Here is a 16,306-nt window from a genome sequence, read left to right on the forward strand (position 1 = left end):
GTGTGCAATCGTCGGCAACCGGGCGGTGCACAGGGGGTGGCGGCTCGCTGACGGGTTCCGTCCGCAGGCCTGCCAGCCGGCGCCGGACGCCTACCATGAGCTGGGTAGGCATCCATCAAGGCGACAAGGCGGAAAGGCGAGAACATGGCCGAGCGTTCGATGAACGGCAGCGAGGGAGATCCTCGGCTGCGTGGCGGTCTCGATTTTTCGCAGGTCGCGCGCCATCTCGGGTTCGCGTTGGCTGCAGGAGTTGTCGGGGCTGCAGCTTCCATCGTGCTCTCGATCGCCGTTGACTTCGCCGGGCGGCTTTCGGCGCGCTTCGCGTGGATCCTGCTTGTGTTGCCGGTCCTTGGCATGCTGTCAGTGCTGCTCTACCGCGCGCTCAGGCTGCCCGCCCATCTGGCTACCGACACGATGGTCGACCGTCTGCGCCGAAACGACCTCGTGCCGCCCTCCCTCGCCCCGGGCATTCTCGCCGGAACGTTTTTGACGGTGCTCGGCGGCGGATCGGTGGGCAAGGAGGCGGCGGCGCTGCAAATGGGCGCGTCCCTTGGCGCCCTCGTAGGCCGTCCTTTTAAGCTCGCGCCCGTGCGTCGAGGTGCGTCGGCCATACCGCGGGGCTATGCGGCGGCCACGGGCATGGCGGCGTGCTTCGGCGCGCTCTTCTTCGCGCCGCTCGGTTCGACGATGTTCGTGCTCGAACTCGCCCGTTTCGACCGGGCCGTCGCGCGCCACGTGCCCACGCTCCTCGTGGCGTCGTTCGCTGCGTTTGGCATTGCGCGCGCAACGGGTATCGGCGACGTGATCCCTGGCGTCGCAGTGCCCCCGCTCTCTTGGTCGCTCGTCGCCCAATGCGTTCTCGTGGGGCTTGCCTGCGGAGCGGCGGGAACCGTGTTCGGCACGGGGCTGCGCCTTGCGCGGCGCGTCGTGCGCCATCGGATAGGGCGCCCTCTGATCGCTGCGGCTGCAGGCGGCCTTCTGTTCGCAGGCATTGTGCTGGCCTTCGGCTGGCAGGCTTTCGAGGGGACGGGCATGCCGCTTCTGCGCGGTGCGCTCGCGGGACATGCGGGTGGAGCGGACTTTGCCGTGAAGGCGGCGCTCACCGTGCTCGCGCTCGGGTTCGGGCTCAAAGGCGGCGAGATCATGCCGATGTTCACCGTGGGCGCGCTGCTGGGTTGCGCGCTCGGGGGGCTGACGGGTGCGGCGGCGCCGTTCTCGGCCGCGCTCGGGCTGGCGGCGTTCTTCGCGGCCGCGAGTCGCTGCCCTCTAGCGGCGCTGCTCATGGGCGCTGAAATATTTGGCCTGGCAGCCGCGCCGTATCTGGCGCTCGCGGTGGTCGTGGCCTATGCGGGCAGCCGCGATGTAGGCGTATTCGGTCACGGCGCTGCAAGCGAGCTGGTGCGTCTGCGCAGGCAGGAACGAGAGCGCGCGGCGGAGCTGGCCGAGCGAATGCAGAGACGGACGGGACGCTAGCCGTGCCCGTGCATGCTTGCGCGCGAGGCGGCGCGTCTCGCAGACCGACCGCTCCAAGACGTCAAGCGCTGCGCCATGTGGCATTTTCGGCAGCTGCAGGCGTATCGGGCGCGATCGCGGCCACCGCGGCTACGCTCGCGCTCGACGTCGCCTCGTGCCTTTCGCACCGTTGGTCCTGGCTTTTGTTTGCATTGCCTCTTCTGGGCGTGGCATCCATCGGCCTGTTTCGGTTGTTGAAGCTTCCTCTTGGCGTCCAGCCTGGCTCGGTGGTTGAGGACGTCCGCAACGACGATCGTGTTCCTCCCGCTCTTGCTCCTGCAGCCCTGGTCGGGACGTTTTTCACGGTGCTCGGTGGAGGATCGGCCGGAGCGACGGCCACCTCGCTTGCCATGGCGTCTTCAGCAGCGTCGGGGTTGGGTCGTGCGTTCGGATTGGCTCCTCGCGGCGCGAAGGCGCATCGGCTCGTGCATCGCGGTTGGACGGCGGCGTGCGGTATGGCAGCAGCGTGCTCCGCGCTCTACGGCGCGCCGCTGGCGGGTACGCTGTTCGCTCTCGAACTTGTGCGCTTCGACGGTGCGGTAGCCCGTCGGCTCCCGATTCTACTCGGGGCTTCCTTCGTCGCATGGCTCGTCGCGATGCCGCTCGCCGGGGGCTATGCTTTGCCGGCTGCGGCTGCTCCAGATCCTTCGTGGCAGGTCGCCGCCCTTTGCGTGCTCGTGGGGCTTGCTTGCGCCGCTGCGGGCACGGTGTTCGGTTGGGCTCTGCGTGCGCTCAGACGCGCTTTCGTGCGCTCGCCTGCGCACCCCGCTCTTGTCGTGGCCGCCGGAGGGGCGGTAGTCAGCGTGCTCGTGTTTGCCTTCGGGTGGCAGCGTTTCGAAGGCTCGGGACTGACCTTGGTCTACGCGGCGTTCGACGGGACGTCGGAGCCGTTTGATTTCGCTGTGAAGGCGCTGCTCACCACGGTAACGCTCGGCTTCGGGTTTAAAGGCGGCGAAGTGATGCCTTCGCTGTGCATCGGCGCGCTTCTCGGAGCGTCTTTCGCGGCCCTGCTGGGAGTCGATCCGTCGTTTGCAGCGGCGATGGGCTCGGTCGCCTTTTTCGCCGCGGCCGCACGCTGCCCGCTCGCTGCGGTGCTGCTCGCGGCTGAGACGTTCGGGTGGGCCGTGGCGCCGTGGGCAGCGCTGGCTGTGTTCCCGGCTTATATGGGAAGCACGGACGTGGGCATGTTCGGCCGTGGCCTCACGGGACGTTTATCGCGCGCGAAGCGGACCGCGCGCGATAAACGCCGCAGGGAAAAGGAAAGGTAGGCGCTACAATATCGACCATGAAAACTAGAACGAACCCCGCCACTGCATCGAAAGTCCATTCCGGCGGCGCTACGGCGCAGGAAATCGGCGGCTCAGAAGATGCTCCCTCGACCGCATCGGAGCCCTCCTCCGATGCGGCTACGGTCACGGCGCGCAAGGTGCTTGCGCGCTTTGCAGACTACTACCGTCCCTACAAATCCCTCTTCTTCTTCGACCTCGTGTGCGCCTCGGTGCTCGCGGCGGTCGATTTGGCCTTCCCGCAGTTCCTGAACTTCTTCACGAAGCAGTTCTTCCTAGAGCCGCCCGGGGTCATCCTCTCCACGCTCGGATGGATAGCGCTCGGGTTCGCGGCGCTCTACGCCCTGCGGACAGCCTGCCAGTACTTCATCACGGCCTGGGGCCACATCATGGGCGCGCGCATGGAGGCCGACATGCGCATGGACCTGTTCAAGCAGTACCAGCGCCTGAGCTTCTCGTACTACGACCGCAACAACACCGGCGAGATGATGAGCAAGCTGCTCACCGACCTGTTCGATATATCGGAGCTCGCGCACCACGGACCGGAGAACCTGTTCATCTGCATCCTGAAGATCGTGGGATCGTTCGTGCTGCTGTTCATGATAAACGTGCCGCTCACGGCCATCATGCTGGCGGCCACGGCGGTCATGGCGGCCTACGCGTTCTGGCGCAACTACAAGAAGCGCGTCATCTTTACAGAGAACCGCAGGAAGATGGCCGACATCAACGCGCGGCTGCAGGACTCGCTCGGCGGCATCCGCGTGGTGAAGTCGTTCGGCAACGAGGGCGTGGAGATCCGGAAGTTCGGCGGCACGAACAAGCGCTTCGTGGACACGAAGGAAAGCTCGTATCGGTTCATGGGCGCGTTCCATGCGGTCAACTCGGTGTTCACCGGCGTGCTGTACACCGTGACCATCGTGGGTGGCGGCTACTTCGTTGCCACGGGCGGCCTGGCCGTTACCGAGCTTGCCATCTACGCCCTGTACATCGGCATCTTCCTGTCGCCCATCGAGCAGCTCATCAACTTCACCGAGCAGTTCCAGAAGGGCTACGCGGGCTTCCGCCGCTTCATGGAGGTGCTTGCCGTGCGACCCGATATCGCCGACGCGCCCGACGCGGTTGATCTCAACGCCGCCGAGCGCGCACGGCGACGGTCGACCGGCGAAACCGGAGCCGCGGGCCTGTCCATGTCGGCCGACGATGGCGATGGGGCTGTGGCCGGGGCGGTGCGCTATCGCGATGTGCGGTTCAGCTACGATGGCGTCCATGAGGTGTTGCGCGGGTTCGATCTGGCTGTTCCTGCGGGGACGACCATAGCGCTCGTGGGCCCTTCAGGCGGCGGAAAGACCACTGCGTGCTCGCTTCTGCCGCGCTTCTACGATCCGGTGCACGGATCGGTGGAGATCGACGGCATCGATATTAGAGGGGTTACCGTGGAGTCGCTGCGCGATGCTATTGGCATCGTGCAGCAGGATGTGTACCTGTTCGGCGGCACCATCCGCGAGAACATCGCCTACGGTCGTCCCGACGCTGCAACGCCCGAGATAGTGGAGGCGGCTCGGCGTGCGAACATCCACGAGTTCGTCATGGGCCTGCCCGATGGATACGACACCTATGTGGGCGAACGCGGCGCACGCCTGTCCGGTGGCCAGAAGCAGCGTATCGCCATTGCGCGCGTGTTTCTGAAAAACCCCCGCATCCTGATTCTCGACGAAGCCACGAGCGCTCTCGATAACGAGAGCGAGCAGGCAATCCAGGCTTCTCTCGAGGAGCTTTCCGCCGGACGCACCACGCTCGTGATCGCTCATCGTCTGTCCACGATACGCGAAGCCGATCTCATCGCGGTCGTGGAAGGCGGGGTTGTGGCAGAGCAGGGAACCCATGATGAGTTGCTGGCGTTGGGCGGCACGTACGCGCGCTACTATGAGATGCAGTTCGGGCCGAGGGTCTCGTCCGCCTGACGGCCGCGAACGGGCCGCCGCAAAGGGGCGAGGCGCTCCACTTTGCCCCTTTGCGGCTTCCCCGTGCACGGAACGCGATCTCTCGTGAAACGGGACGATCCGAATCGCTTCGACGCTTCGCGCCGGCATCGATGGGCCTGAACGATCTGTTTCGGATCTGTGAAACCTGCGTGCGGTTTGGGAAAATGTGCGAATCGACCCCTTGCGAGGGCTGAGGAGCTTTGATAACATATCGGTTCGCATGTTTACTAAGCGAAAACGAGCGAGCGGATGCCGCTCGGGTTACCTGAAGGAGATAGAGGACCATGGCAGTACCTAAGCGCAAGACGGGCCGTGCCCGCACCCATGCCCGCCGCAGCACCAACGATAAGATCGCGGCCCCTTCGCGTTCCGTATGCCCGCAGTGCGGGGAGGCCAAGCTTCCGCACCGCGTGTGCCCGAATTGCGGGTTCTACAAGAACCGTGAGGTCATCGAGACCGAATAGGCGGGTTCTCGTTTGCGCGTCGGTGCTTTGTCTGCCGCGCATCGACAAGCCTCCCCGCACCTCGCGCTTTTTGCGCGAAGCGCCGGGAGGCTTTTTGTGTGTTCGTCTATACTGTGTGAAGCTATGCGCTGCATGCATGCACCTGCTCGCCAGCGGCCGTCCATCTGCTTCGGGCCCGCGAGCGATCGGGCGCATGCGTCCACGCGACCCTGAGAGGAATGCGAGGATACCATGTCCCATAAGGTCACTATTGCTGTTGACGCCATGGGAGGCGATGAAGCTCCCGGTACAGTGCTCGAAGGCGTTGCCGATGCGCTTGCGGCCGATGAGAATCTGACCGTCATCCTCTGCGGTCCAGCCGACGTCGTGGAGCCGTTCGCTGCGACGCACGGTCGCTGCGAAGCGCGCGCGTGCTCCGAGACCATCTCCATGGCCGAGCACCCGGCCAACGCCGTTCGAACGAAGAAGGATTCGTCTATCGTGGTGGGCTGCCGCCTCGTGAAGGAGGGGGCAGCGCAAGGCTTCTTCTCTGCAGGTTCCACGGGCGCTTGCCTTGCTGCAGGCACGCTCGTCATGGGACGCATCAAGGGCATCGCGCGTCCGGCGCTCGCAACGGTCATCCCCTCGCCCGTGCGGCCCGTCATCCTGTGCGATATCGGGGCTAACGCCGACTGCAAGCCGGAATACCTCGTGCAGTTCGGCCAGATGGCCTCGGTTTATGCGGAAAAGGTCATCGGCATCGAAAACCCGCGCGCAGCGCTGCTCAACATAGGCGAGGAAGACGCGAAGGGCTCTCAATTTGCCCAAGAGGCGCATCGTCTGCTTGCTGAACGTCTGCCGAACTTCGCCGGCAACGCCGAGGGCGGCGACATCCTGCCTGCGAAGTTCGATGTCGTCATCACCGATGGCTTCACGGGTAACGTGTGCCTGAAGACCATCGAGGGCACGTCTAAGACGCTGTTTAGAACGCTCAAGGGTATTATGATGAAAACGCCCGTCACCAAACTTGGCGCTCTCGCCATCAAAGGCGGCTTGAAAGAACTCCAGGCTCAGGTGAGCCCCGACACCTACGGAGGCGCTCCGCTTCTAGGTGTAAAGGGCGCGCTGCTCGTGGGCCACGGCTCGTCGGGTGCTCTCGCCATCAAAAACGGCGTGCTTGCCACGATGCGCATCGTTCGTGCGGGCGTTTCTGAAATAATCGCGCAGACTGCGGCTGCCACCAGCGCCTCCGCTACAATGAACAATGTACGGCGGGACGCATGAGCGCCTTCGAGGAAGCTGGCGAGCAGATGAAATTGCATGATGAATCCATGACGCTGAGCGACGAGCAGCGCGGCAAGCTGACGAGGGCTCAAGACATTCTGGACTATCGCTTCGAAGACGAACGGCTGCTGCTGTCAGCCATTACTCATCCTTCAGCAACTGAGGGCAAGTCTGTCAAGTACTCGTACGAGCGTCTCGAGTTTTTAGGCGATAGCATCTTGGGCGCTATTGTCGCAGCCACCGCCTTCCACCGCTTTCACGATTTGGACGAAGGCGGGCTTACGCGTATCAAGGTGGCGCTCGTGTCGGGTGCGAGTCTTTCCGATGTGGCCGACAGGTTGGGTTTCGCCGACATCATCGTTTTCGGCTCGTCGGAGACGGGCACGGGCAAGCGCGGACTGCATTCGGCCCTCGAGAACGTGTACGAGGCCGTGGTGGCCGCGCTGTTCCTGGACGGCGGGATACATGCGGCTCAGGCGTTCGTGGAACGGACGCTTATCCCGCGCATGTCCTCCGATTTGGCCAGCGAGCCTGAGAATCCCAAAAGCGCTCTGCAGGAGAAGCTGCAGGAGGATGGCATCACGCCCACGTACAAGCTCGTGGAAACGCAGGGCCCGCCGCACGATCGCACATTCGTAGCGCAGGTGTTTGCGGGAACGCAAGGGCTTGCTCGCGGCACGGGGCGCACGAAGAAGGAGGCTGAGAGCCAGGCGGCCAAGAGCACGCTTGCGCGCCTGGGCGAATTCTTCGGCTTGGGGATGGACGAGGAGACCCGTGCCGAGAAGGCTGCCGCTGCGGCGGCTAGCAAGCAGGCCAAGGCCGAGAAGGCCGCCGCAAAGGCAGAAGAGAAGGCCCGCAAAAAAAGCGAACGCGAACGCGAACGCGAGCTTGCCAAGCAGCGCAAACAGGGATAGCCGCCGATGTACCTGAAATCGCTTGTCCTCAAAGGGTTCAAATCGTTCGCAGATCGCAGCGTTCTCGCGCTCGAGCCCGGCATTACCGCCGTGGTAGGGCCGAACGGCTCGGGCAAATCGAACATCTCCGATGCGGTGCTCTGGGTGCTCGGCGAGCGCAACGCCAAGCACCTGCGCGGCCAGGCTATGGAAGACGTCATCTTCGCAGGATCTTCGGCTCGCAAGCCGGTCGGTATCGCCGAGGTGGATCTCGTGCTGGACAATGCCGACGGGACGCTTCCCATCGACTACGACGAGGTTGCCATCACGCGACGCATGTATCGCTCTGGCGAGAGCGAGTACCTTATCAACGGCACGGTGGCTCGCCGCATGGACGTGCTCGACATCCTGCACGATTCGGGTCTGGGCACGGGCACTCACTCGATCATCAGCCAGGGCAGCCTCGACTCCATCCTGCAATCGAAGCCGGAGGATCGGCGCGCTCTCATCGAAGAGGCTGCGGGCGTGCTCAAGCATAAGCAGCGCAAGGCGAAAAGCGAGCGTAAGCTGGCTGCGATGGACGCGCATCTGGCACGCGTGCGAGATGTGGCCTCCGAAGTGGAGCGGCAGCTGGGCCCGCTCGAGCGCAAGGCGAAGCGAGCGCGTGCTTACCAGGGCTTATCGGCCGAGCTCGCCGATCTGAGCCTTGCGCTTGCGGTGGACGATCTGCGCACGTTGCGCCGCGGCTGGGACGAAGCCGTGGAACGGGAGCGCACGCTTGTGGCCGAGCTCGAACAGCGCCGCATCGCCATCTCGCAGGCCGAAGGTCGGGCCGAGGAGCTGCAGGAAAAGATTCGCCTTGAAAGCGTGGATGCGGGCGAGCTTGCGCGGCAGCATCGTCGCGCTTCGTCGGCCGTCGAGCGGTTCGATGGCGCGGCGCTGCTCCTGCACGAGAAACGCCGCGCAGCCCAAAGCTACGAGGCGGAGCTGCGGGTTACGCTTGAGGCGAACAAGGCGAAGCGCGCTCGAGCCGAGTCCGATCGGGTTCAGGCCGCCGCACAGCTGACCGAGGTGCAGCATGAACGTGCGCAAGCTGACGCGACGGTGGCGCGTTTGGTGGGCGAGCAGTCCGAAAACGCCCGGAAGCGCCGCTCTCTCGAGCGCGAATCGGAGGAGCTCGAGCGGGCGAAGCGCGAGGACGAACGCGCGCAGGAGCAAGCGCGTCGCGAGCTTGCCGAGACGCAGGAAGCCCTCGCGAGCGGGCTTGCGCATGTGAAGCTTATCGAAGCCCACAGCAAAGAGCTGGAGCTACAACTGGAACGCGCGCAAGTCGAAGCGGCATCACGCGCGGACGAGGCATCGCAGGTCGCTCGGGAGCTTGAGGCGCTTGCGGAGGCGGAAGGCATGGCGCGCTCCCGCGTGGGCGAAGCGTTGGCGGCACGCGAAGCAGCACGCGCGGCGCTCGACGAGGCGCGCGATGCGGCATCGCTCGTGGCATCCAAGATCAAAGGACTCGAAGAGGTCGAGCGCGCAAGCGTTGCGGCCGGGCCAGCCCGTGCATGGGCGCTCGACAACGCAGCTGAACTCGACGTGCACCTCGTGCCCATCGCGCACGCCGTGCGCGCTTCCGAGGGCTTCGAGTCGCTCGTGGAGCGGCTGCTGGGCGTGGACGTGTCGGCGCTGCTTGTGGACGATTCCGCGCGCGCGAACGCTCTGGTTGCAGCACTTGCGGTGCGCAACGAGGAGGGCGAAGTGGTGCTCGTTCCGCGTGCGGGCGAAGCGAGGCGCTCGTGTCCGGCGCGCGATGCTGCCGCGGCGAGTCATGGACGCGCGCTCGTAGACGAGCTGTCCTACGACGAAATCGATGCCGCAGCAGTGGAGGCGCTTTTGGGCGATGTGGTGGTGTGCGACGACATCGATGCTGCGTTCGCCGCGCATGCGCGCCTCGAAGAGGATGTGCGTTTCGTGACGCACGATGGCTGCGTCGTGTGGCCGAACGGCAAGGTGACGCTCGGCGCCGCTGCCGTCGACAGCGAGGAAGGGGTGCTCGCGCGCGCACGCCGTGTAGAGGAGCTGCGTGCACAGCTGCGCTCCGTTGAGAGCGAGCGCGACCTCGCGGAAAAGCGCTCAACGGCAGCGGAGGAAACCCTCCGCGCCGCGCAAGGAGAGAGCCTGCGTCTGTCACAGGAGCTGGCAGAGTTGCGTGGCAAGGCGGATTCTGCGCGCGCCGAGGCGCATCGCGCTGAAGAGAAGCTGGCTGCCGTCCGGCGCGAGTTCGAGGACATCGAGCGACAGCGTGATGAGGCAGAGCGTACCGTGGCCGAGGCGCGCCCATCGGCAATGGCTCTCGAGCAGAAACTCGAAACGCTCAAGCACGAGCTCGAGCAAAGAGCCGAGCGACTTGAGGAGGCGCGCGAGGCGGTGGTGCCGCTGCGCAAGGAAGCCGCCCTTCTGCGCGATGCGCTGTCGGAGGCGAAACTCAAGGCTGCCACCCTCGCTGAGCGGCAGACCTACGAAAGTCGCGTGGTAGACGCGCGCGCACGCGACCTCGAGGCTGTGACGGCAAGCGATGTCGAAGCGCGTGAGGCGCTTGTCAGAAAGCAGGTAGCGCAGCGGCGCATTGAGCCGCTCCTTGCTGTTTTCGAAGAACTCGTTGCCAGTGCTCGCACATGGACGCGCGATCTTGAGGAGGCGGCCACGGCCGCGCAGGATTCTTCAGCGGGACTGCATACCGCGGTCAACGAGGCGCGCGCTGCTGCGCGCGCTGCGCACGATGCGTTCGATGACGCGAACGCGCGCCTTTCGGCTGCGCGCGTCGACAAAGGTAGGCTCGAAGTGCAAGTGGATGCTGCGGTGAACGCAATCGTCCATGATTGCGGCACGCCGCTCGATCGCGCGCTTGAGCTTCCTGAGTTGGAAGATCGCGGTGCTGCCGAAGACGCTGCCTTCAAACTGCGCCGGCGCATCGCCAACATGGGCACCATTAATCCCGATGCCGCTGAAGAGTATGAGCACATCAAGGAGCGCTACGACTACCTGGCTGCTCAGCTGGCCGATCTCGACGGCGCACGCCGAGCGCTTTCGAAGATCGTGCGTGTCATCGATGCGCGCATGAAAGACGACTTCATCCGGACGTACGAGGCGGTGGATGCGAACTTCCGCGAGATATTCGCCGTGTTGTTCCCGGGCGGTTCAGCCGAGCTAGCGCTGTCCGATCCAGATGATTTGGAGAATACGGGCGTAGAGGTGACGGCGCAGCCGCGCGGCAAGCGCATCACGAAGATGATGCTCATGTCCGGCGGCGAAAAGTCCTTGACGGCGCTCGCGCTCCTGTTCGCGGTGTACCGCATTCGCACGACGCCGTTCTACATCCTCGACGAGGTTGAGGCTGCGCTCGACGACTCGAACCTCCGTCGACTCGTATCCTATCTCGAGGGGCTGCGCGATTCCACCCAGCTCATCATGATCACGCACCAGCGGCGCACGATGGAGATGGCCGACGTGCTGTTCGGCGTGTCCATGCAGGCGGACGGCGTGACGAAGGTGGTCAGCCAGAAGCTCGAGAACGCTCTGCGCCACGCGGAATAGCGCAGCGGCCTGCGCGCGGGATGGGGAGCGGGCGATGGCCGCGCTCCCGCCGCGGCCGCTATGTCTACTTCACCAACAAGTAGACGATGTTGGCGAGCGCCCAGACGAAGAACAGCAGGCAGTTGGCCTTCGCCAGGACGTCAAGCACCTTGTTCGACAGCTTCTCGCCTTTGACCAGCACATCGGCGTTCAGCAGCGAGAAGAAGAGGATCATGAGCGAGTAGCCGTTCATGTTGCCCTCGTTGCCCGTGACCAGTGAGTAGACGAAACCCGCCCATATGAAGGGCAGCATGACCAGGGTGATCGTCCGGAACAGGCTCGCATCCTGCCGCTTGCGAAACTCGGGGTCCTTCCGCTGCTCGAACCAGCCCTTCGCCTGCCCGCTTGCAGCAGCTTCCAAATGCTCTTCAGCCATGATGAAACGCTCCATTTCCAGATAGAGTATAGTGAGACCGAACGTATTCGCTTGCAAGCAGGATGATTGTAGCATAGTATCCATCATTGATATAGTAGAGGGAGCGAAATGGCGAAGAGGAGCCCGTACGAGACGGGGGAGCTGTCCGACAGCATCTTCCTCATCCTCTTAGCCACGCTCGAGCCGGTGCACGGCTACCGCATCATGCAGGGGATCAAGGAGTCCACGCAGGGTACGGTGGAGATCGGGCCGGCTACCATGTACACGACGCTCAAGAAGCTCAAAGGCGCGGGGTGGATCGCCGAGATCGCCGACGAGAGCGAGGCGCCCGAGGAGGAGAGCCGCATTTGCTACGCGGCCACCGAGGAGGGCCGCGCGGTGCTGAGGCGCGACTTCGAGCGGCGTCGACAGCTGATGGCGCTTGCCGAGGGGCTGTTGGTCGGGACGAGCGGGCTCGGTGCGGGCGCCGGGGCGACGGGCGAGGGAGAGCATGGCGAAGACGACCTATAGGATGTGCGGGGGCCTTGCGGTGATGCCGGGCCATGACATGGCAATGCTCAAGCGCATGAGCGCGAAGGGCTGGCACGTAGTCGGCATCAACCGAGCGCTTCTCTACCGCTTCGAGCAGGGCGAGCCGCACGGCTACGACTACGCGGTGGACTTCCAGCGCGACTTCTCGGAGGAGGCGCGGGAGCTGTACGGTCTCGGCGGCTGGGAACCCGTCGTGCTGGGGCCCGGTTGGCAGATCGTGCGCGCCGAGGCCGGCACCACGCCGCTGTACACCGACGACGACGCGGAATCGGAGACGCTTCGGGAGAGCCGGAAAGGCCTGGGCCTGCGCGCGCTTCTCTGCGCGGTTGCCGCGGCGTTGTTCTTCGTGCTCCAGTCACGACTTTCGGCCCAGGGTAACGAGCCGGCGTCGTGGGCATGCCTCGCGGCGTGCATGGTCCTCGCCGCCGGGTTCGTCTTCTCGCTCTTCCCCTTCGTCGGATATACGCGTTCCCTGCGCAAGATCCACGCCGAGCAGGAAGCGGACCCGCGCCGCTGACGTGCAGTCCTATTTGGGATACACTGTTCAGGTTGTTGAGAAAGGAGCTCGCACATGGGATTTTTCGATAGGATCAGCGAGGGGCTCTCCCGCTCGCGCGACAAGTTCAAGGAGCAGATGAACGTCCTGCTCGACCGTGGGCCCGACGTGGACGACGAGTTCTGGGACGGCTTGGAGGAGACGCTCATCCTGGCTGACATCGGGGGCGCGGCGGCCAGCGAGATCGTGGAGAACCTGCGTGACACGGCTACGCGCCGCGCGCTTCCCGACGCCTACGCCGTGCTCGACCTATTGAACGACCGTATAGCGGCCACATTCACACCGGGAGGCGACGAGGTGTTCGGCGGAGGTGAGGCTATCGTGCTGTTCGTGGGCATCAACGGCACCGGCAAGACCACCACGGTGGGCAAGATAGCTAAGGAGGCGACCGATGCGGGCCGCCATGTGCTTTTGGGCAGCGCCGATACGTTCCGCGCGGCGGCCATCGAGCAGCTGGAGGTGTGGGCGCAGCGCGCCGGCGTGCCCATTTGCACGCGCGAGCGCGGCAGCGATCCGGCCAGCGTGTGCTACGACACTATCGAGCGCGCCGAGGCGGAGGGTGCCGACCTCGTGCTGGTGGACACCGCCGGGCGCCTGCACACGTCGGCCGACCTCATGCGCGAGCTGGAGAAGGTGGTGAGCGTGGTGCGCAAGCGGGCGAACATGCCGGTGTACACCGTGCTCGTGACCGACGCGACCACCGGGCAGAACGGTCTGGCGCAGGCGCGCGAGTTTGATCGCGCGCTCGACCTGGACGGCGTCATTGTCACGAAGCTCGACGGCACAGCGAAGGGCGGTATCGTGCTGGCCGTATCCCACGAGCTGGAGCTGCCAGTGCTCAAGATCGGCGTGGGCGAGGGCCTGGACGATCTCAAGGACTTCGACGCGCACGACTTCGCGCTTGCCCTCGTCGGCGACTTCGACGAACGCGGGTAGACGGCTCTTCGACCTTGTGCGCGGCAAGCGGGCCGACGTTCCTCTGTCATCCTGGGCGTATGAGCGAAGCGAGCGGGGTCGGAGCATCCTCTTGTCCGACGAGGCGCGTGCGCGCAGGAAGGCTACGCCATCTAGGCGGCATCATCGCCGACGCTGCGTAGCGGTCGGAAAGCGGGCTGGTCGATGGAGATTCTCCGCGCCGAACCGAAGCGTGCTTGATGATTGGCGGCTGACTCCATGCCGGCGGGTGTCGTTTCGCGAGCCGTTAATAAGGTGAAGTTCGCCGAGGGCGGCGGCGTTCAAGTATAATCTCTTCCAGCGAACAACATGACCGATGACGGGGGCGCATTTCCATGCTCGATAACCTCTCCGAACGCCTTCAGGGCATCTTCTCCGGCCTGCGCGGCAAGGGCCGCTTGTCCGAAGACGATATCAACGACGCCATGCGTGAGATCCGCCTGGCGCTTTTGGAAGCCGACGTGAACTTCAAAGTGGTGAAGGGCTTTATCGCCCGCACGAAGGAGCGCTGCCTGGATGCCGAAGTGCTCGACTCGCTCACGCCAGCACAAAACGTCATAAAGATCGTGCTCGACGAGCTCACCGAGCTTCTCGGTCGCACGGACTCCAAGCTTGAGTTCTCAAGCCGCATTCCCAACGTCATCATGCTCGTAGGTCTGCAAGGCTCCGGTAAGACGACGGCTGCCGCGAAGCTTGCCTATCGTCTCAAACAAGAGAACCATTCGCCGCTCCTCGTGGCCTGCGACGTGTACCGTCCTGCTGCAGCCGACCAATTGGAAACCCTCGGTTCCGAGATTGGCGTGCGCGTGTACCGCGGCGATGGCCAGGATCCGATCAAGATCGCGAAGGAAGGCGTGCAGGACGCCATCGACAGTCTTCGCGACGTGGTGATCGTCGACACGGCGGGCCGTCTCCATGTGGACGACGAGATGATGGACGAGGCCGAGGCCATCAAGCGCGCCGTCGAACCCGAACAGATTCTCATGGTCGTCGATGCCATGACCGGCCAAGATGTGGTAAACGTGGCGGCTGCCTTCGCCGAGCGCGTGGATTTCGACGGCGTCATCATGTCCAAGATGGATGGCGATGCACGCGGCGGCGGGGCGCTTTCCATCAAACAGGTCACGGGTAAACCCATCAAGTTCATCTCGTCGGGCGAGAAACCCGATTCCCTCGAGGAGTTCCATCCCGACCGCATGGCCAAGCGTATTTTGGGGATGGGCGACGTGATCAGCCTTATCGAGAGTGCCGTTAAGGTGCAGCAGGAGGAGGTCGAGCAGGAGCAGACCGAGCGCATGATGCGCGCTCAGCTCAACCTCAACGACTTCATCGAGATGAACCGTCAGATCCGCAAGATGGGCGGAGTGTCCAAGCTTGTCGCGGCCATGCCGGGAGGAGACAAGGCTATGGCGAAAGGCCAGGTGGACGAAGGAGCACTTGACCATATGGAAGTCATCATCAACTCCATGACCAAGGCCGAGCGCGAGAAGCCCGAGCTGCTGAACGGCAGTCGACGCGCCCGCATCGCGGCTGGAGCCGGGGTGTCGGTGTCGGACGTGAACCAGCTTATCAAGAAATTCAGCGAGACAAAGAAGATGCTCAAGAAGATGATGCCTGCAGTCGAGGAAATGCAAGCAGGCAACAAGCGCAAAAAGGGAAAGAAGGGCAAGAAGGGCCGCAGGCGCGGTTTGCCCGGCATGCCTGGCGGTATGAGCATGGCCGACCTCAAGAAGATCCAGGATATGATGCAATAGCGTTTGAGCGACCTAAGGTCACGCCACGGTTTCGGGGAGGGCTGGAGGCGAGTAGCTTGCTCGGCGTTGCGGTCCGCATGACGCATTGCAGGCTTGCACATCGGTCGAAGGAGGTCGTTGCCCTGGTCGTCGCGCCGCAAATCAAGCCGGACTTCGAAATTTCCTTGAGGAAGCGTTTGGGTCGCAGTCGTTGAAGCGAGCGACGAGATTGCAGAGGCATGCAAGCGTAGGAGCCGTTTTCCGATCGACTGGGGAACATCGGTTTCGACATCCTGCTCGTTGAAGGGAGCGAGGGAAGGGGAGCGATGCCGAGCGTACTCATAGTCGACGACGACGCGGATCTGTCCGCCATCGTGGCGCGCTACCTCGAAAGCGAGGGGTTCGCGGTCGTGCGCGCTGCGAGCGCCGAAGAGGCCTACGACGTGCTGGGCGCCCGTCCGTTCGACCTCGTGCTGCTCGACATCAACCTGCCGGGCGACGACGGCTTCGCGGCGTGCGAGGCCCTTCGGCGCGCGAGCGACGTGCCCATCGTGTTCGCGTCGGCGCGCACGAGCGAGACGGACCGCATCGTCGGGCTCGACACGGGCGGCGACGACTACCTGCCCAAGCCCTACTCTCTGCGCGAGCTGCTCGCGCACGTGAACGCGCTGCTCAGGCGCTCTCGGGGGCGCTCCGGCGGCGCGGGACGGCCGCTCGTCGCGGGGCCGTTCGCCCTCGACGAAGCCGCCGGGACGCTCGCGAAGGACGGCATCGTCGCGGCGCTGTCGCCCAAGGAGTTCGCGCTCGCCCGCTTCCTGATCGCGCACGAGGGCGAGACAGTGTCGAAGGAGCGCCTGCTGGCCGAGGTATGGGGCGCGTTCTCGGAGGTGGAGCCGCAGACGGTGTCAGTGCACATGAGCTGGCTGCGCGCGAAGGTGGAGGACGACCCTTCCCGCCCGGCCCATTTCAAGACCGTGCGGGGGAGGGGCTACCGCTTCGACGCCGAGGGCGGCGCGTCGTGACGGCGGCTTCGCGCGAGGGCGCGCGCATCGCGCGACGGCTCGTCGGCATCGCCGCCGCCGCGACGCTCGCCCTCGCCCTGGCGGCGCTCGCGGCCACGGCCCTGCTC

At 64.7% G+C, this 16,306-nt stretch carries 13 protein-coding genes; 12 read left to right on the forward strand and 1 reads right to left on the reverse strand.

The features are described from left to right. Positions 1 to 144: 144 nt before the first annotated feature. The 7 genes from C2L71_RS11200 to smc all read left to right on the forward strand — a co-directional run bounded on the left by C2L71_RS11200 (position 145) and on the right by smc (position 10,988). Complete coding sequence (locus C2L71_RS11200; protein WP_239926660.1) at positions 145 to 1,473, forward strand: chloride channel protein; 1,329 nt, start codon at positions 145 to 147, stop codon at positions 1,471 to 1,473. A gap of 77 nt (positions 1,474 to 1,550) precedes the next feature. Beyond that, entirely contained in the window at positions 1,551 to 2,780 is a 1,230-nt protein-coding gene (locus C2L71_RS11205; RefSeq protein WP_239926662.1) for a chloride channel protein, read from the forward strand. A gap of 17 nt (positions 2,781 to 2,797) precedes the next feature. Beyond that, positions 2,798 to 4,759 (forward strand): ABC transporter ATP-binding protein, encoded by a 1,962-nt coding sequence (locus C2L71_RS11210; protein WP_103265842.1) that lies wholly within the window; start codon positions 2,798 to 2,800, stop codon positions 4,757 to 4,759. Positions 4,760 to 5,064: 305 nt separating this feature from the next. Further along, positions 5,065 to 5,244 (forward strand): 50S ribosomal protein L32, encoded by a 180-nt coding sequence (gene rpmF, locus C2L71_RS11215; RefSeq protein ID WP_103265843.1) that lies wholly within the window; start codon positions 5,065 to 5,067, stop codon positions 5,242 to 5,244. A 231-nt stretch (positions 5,245 to 5,475) separates the two neighbouring features. Next, on the forward strand, positions 5,476 to 6,507 hold the full coding sequence (plsX, locus tag C2L71_RS11220; protein ID WP_103265844.1) for a phosphate acyltransferase PlsX: 1,032 nt from the start codon (positions 5,476 to 5,478) through the stop codon (positions 6,505 to 6,507). A gap of 47 nt (positions 6,508 to 6,554) precedes the next feature. Then, the gene (gene rnc / locus C2L71_RS11225; protein WP_103265856.1) at positions 6,555 to 7,421 is read left to right on the forward strand and encodes a ribonuclease III; all 867 of its coding nucleotides are present in this window, start codon (positions 6,555 to 6,557) and stop codon (positions 7,419 to 7,421) included. A 6-nt stretch (positions 7,422 to 7,427) separates the two neighbouring features. After that, positions 7,428 to 10,988, forward strand: a complete 3,561-nt coding sequence (gene smc / locus C2L71_RS11230; RefSeq protein ID WP_103265845.1) for a chromosome segregation protein SMC — start codon at positions 7,428 to 7,430, stop codon at positions 10,986 to 10,988. A gap of 64 nt (positions 10,989 to 11,052) precedes the next feature. On the opposite strand, the gene C2L71_RS11235 is transcribed toward smc, so the two are convergent. Beyond that, positions 11,053 to 11,403, reverse strand: coding sequence for a hypothetical protein (locus C2L71_RS11235; RefSeq protein WP_103265857.1), 351 nt, complete (start codon positions 11,401 to 11,403; stop codon positions 11,053 to 11,055). 108 nt (positions 11,404 to 11,511) lie between these two features. Between C2L71_RS11235 and C2L71_RS11240 the strand changes: the two genes are divergently transcribed. The 5 genes from C2L71_RS11240 (at position 11,512) to C2L71_RS11260 (ending at position 16,199) form a co-directional block, all read left to right on the forward strand. Next, on the forward strand, positions 11,512 to 11,913 hold the full coding sequence (locus tag C2L71_RS11240; protein WP_103265846.1) for a PadR family transcriptional regulator: 402 nt from the start codon (positions 11,512 to 11,514) through the stop codon (positions 11,911 to 11,913). Next, complete coding sequence (locus C2L71_RS11245) at positions 11,894 to 12,451, forward strand: DUF2812 domain-containing protein (RefSeq protein WP_103265847.1); 558 nt, start codon at positions 11,894 to 11,896, stop codon at positions 12,449 to 12,451. Before C2L71_RS11240 ends, C2L71_RS11245 begins: the two co-directional genes overlap by 20 nt. Before the next feature lie 54 nt (positions 12,452 to 12,505). Beyond that, positions 12,506 to 13,426, forward strand: coding sequence for a signal recognition particle-docking protein FtsY (gene ftsY, locus C2L71_RS11250; RefSeq protein WP_103265848.1), 921 nt, complete (start codon positions 12,506 to 12,508; stop codon positions 13,424 to 13,426). Positions 13,427 to 13,779: 353 nt separating this feature from the next. Then, positions 13,780 to 15,198 (forward strand): signal recognition particle protein, encoded by a 1,419-nt coding sequence (ffh, locus tag C2L71_RS11255; protein ID WP_103265849.1) that lies wholly within the window; start codon positions 13,780 to 13,782, stop codon positions 15,196 to 15,198. Between the two features lie 305 nt (positions 15,199 to 15,503). Further along, entirely contained in the window at positions 15,504 to 16,199 is a 696-nt protein-coding gene (locus C2L71_RS11260; protein ID WP_103265850.1) for a response regulator transcription factor, read from the forward strand. The last annotated feature ends 107 nt before the right edge of the window (positions 16,200 to 16,306 follow it).

It is taken from the genome of Enteroscipio rubneri (genome assembly GCF_002899715.1).
GTDB classification, from domain to species: domain Bacteria; phylum Actinomycetota; class Coriobacteriia; order Coriobacteriales; family Eggerthellaceae; genus Enteroscipio; species Enteroscipio rubneri.

What these genes read in the sequence shown, in the direction of transcription:
- C2L71_RS11240 (WP_103265846.1), top strand. Translation starts at nt 11,512, where the DNA reads ATGGCGAAGAGGAGCCCGTACGAGACGGGGGAGCTGTCCGACAGCATC.
- smc (WP_103265845.1), top strand. Translation starts at nt 7,428, where the DNA reads ATGTACCTGAAATCGCTTGTCCTCAAAGGGTTCAAATCGTTCGCAGAT.
- C2L71_RS11200 (WP_239926660.1), top strand. Translation starts at nt 145, where the DNA reads ATGGCCGAGCGTTCGATGAACGGCAGCGAGGGAGATCCTCGGCTGCGT.
- plsX (WP_103265844.1), top strand. Translation starts at nt 5,476, where the DNA reads ATGTCCCATAAGGTCACTATTGCTGTTGACGCCATGGGAGGCGATGAA.
- C2L71_RS11210 (WP_103265842.1), top strand. Translation starts at nt 2,798, where the DNA reads ATGAAAACTAGAACGAACCCCGCCACTGCATCGAAAGTCCATTCCGGC.
- ftsY (WP_103265848.1), top strand. Translation starts at nt 12,506, where the DNA reads ATGGGATTTTTCGATAGGATCAGCGAGGGGCTCTCCCGCTCGCGCGAC.
- rpmF (WP_103265843.1), top strand. Translation starts at nt 5,065, where the DNA reads ATGGCAGTACCTAAGCGCAAGACGGGCCGTGCCCGCACCCATGCCCGC.
- rnc (WP_103265856.1), top strand. Translation starts at nt 6,555, where the DNA reads ATGACGCTGAGCGACGAGCAGCGCGGCAAGCTGACGAGGGCTCAAGAC.
- C2L71_RS11235 (WP_103265857.1), bottom strand. Translation starts at nt 11,403, where the DNA reads ATGGCTGAAGAGCATTTGGAAGCTGCTGCAAGCGGGCAGGCGAAGGGC.
- C2L71_RS11245 (WP_103265847.1), top strand. Translation starts at nt 11,894, where the DNA reads ATGGCGAAGACGACCTATAGGATGTGCGGGGGCCTTGCGGTGATGCCG.
- ffh (WP_103265849.1), top strand. Translation starts at nt 13,780, where the DNA reads ATGCTCGATAACCTCTCCGAACGCCTTCAGGGCATCTTCTCCGGCCTG.
- C2L71_RS11260 (WP_103265850.1), top strand. Translation starts at nt 15,504, where the DNA reads ATGCCGAGCGTACTCATAGTCGACGACGACGCGGATCTGTCCGCCATC.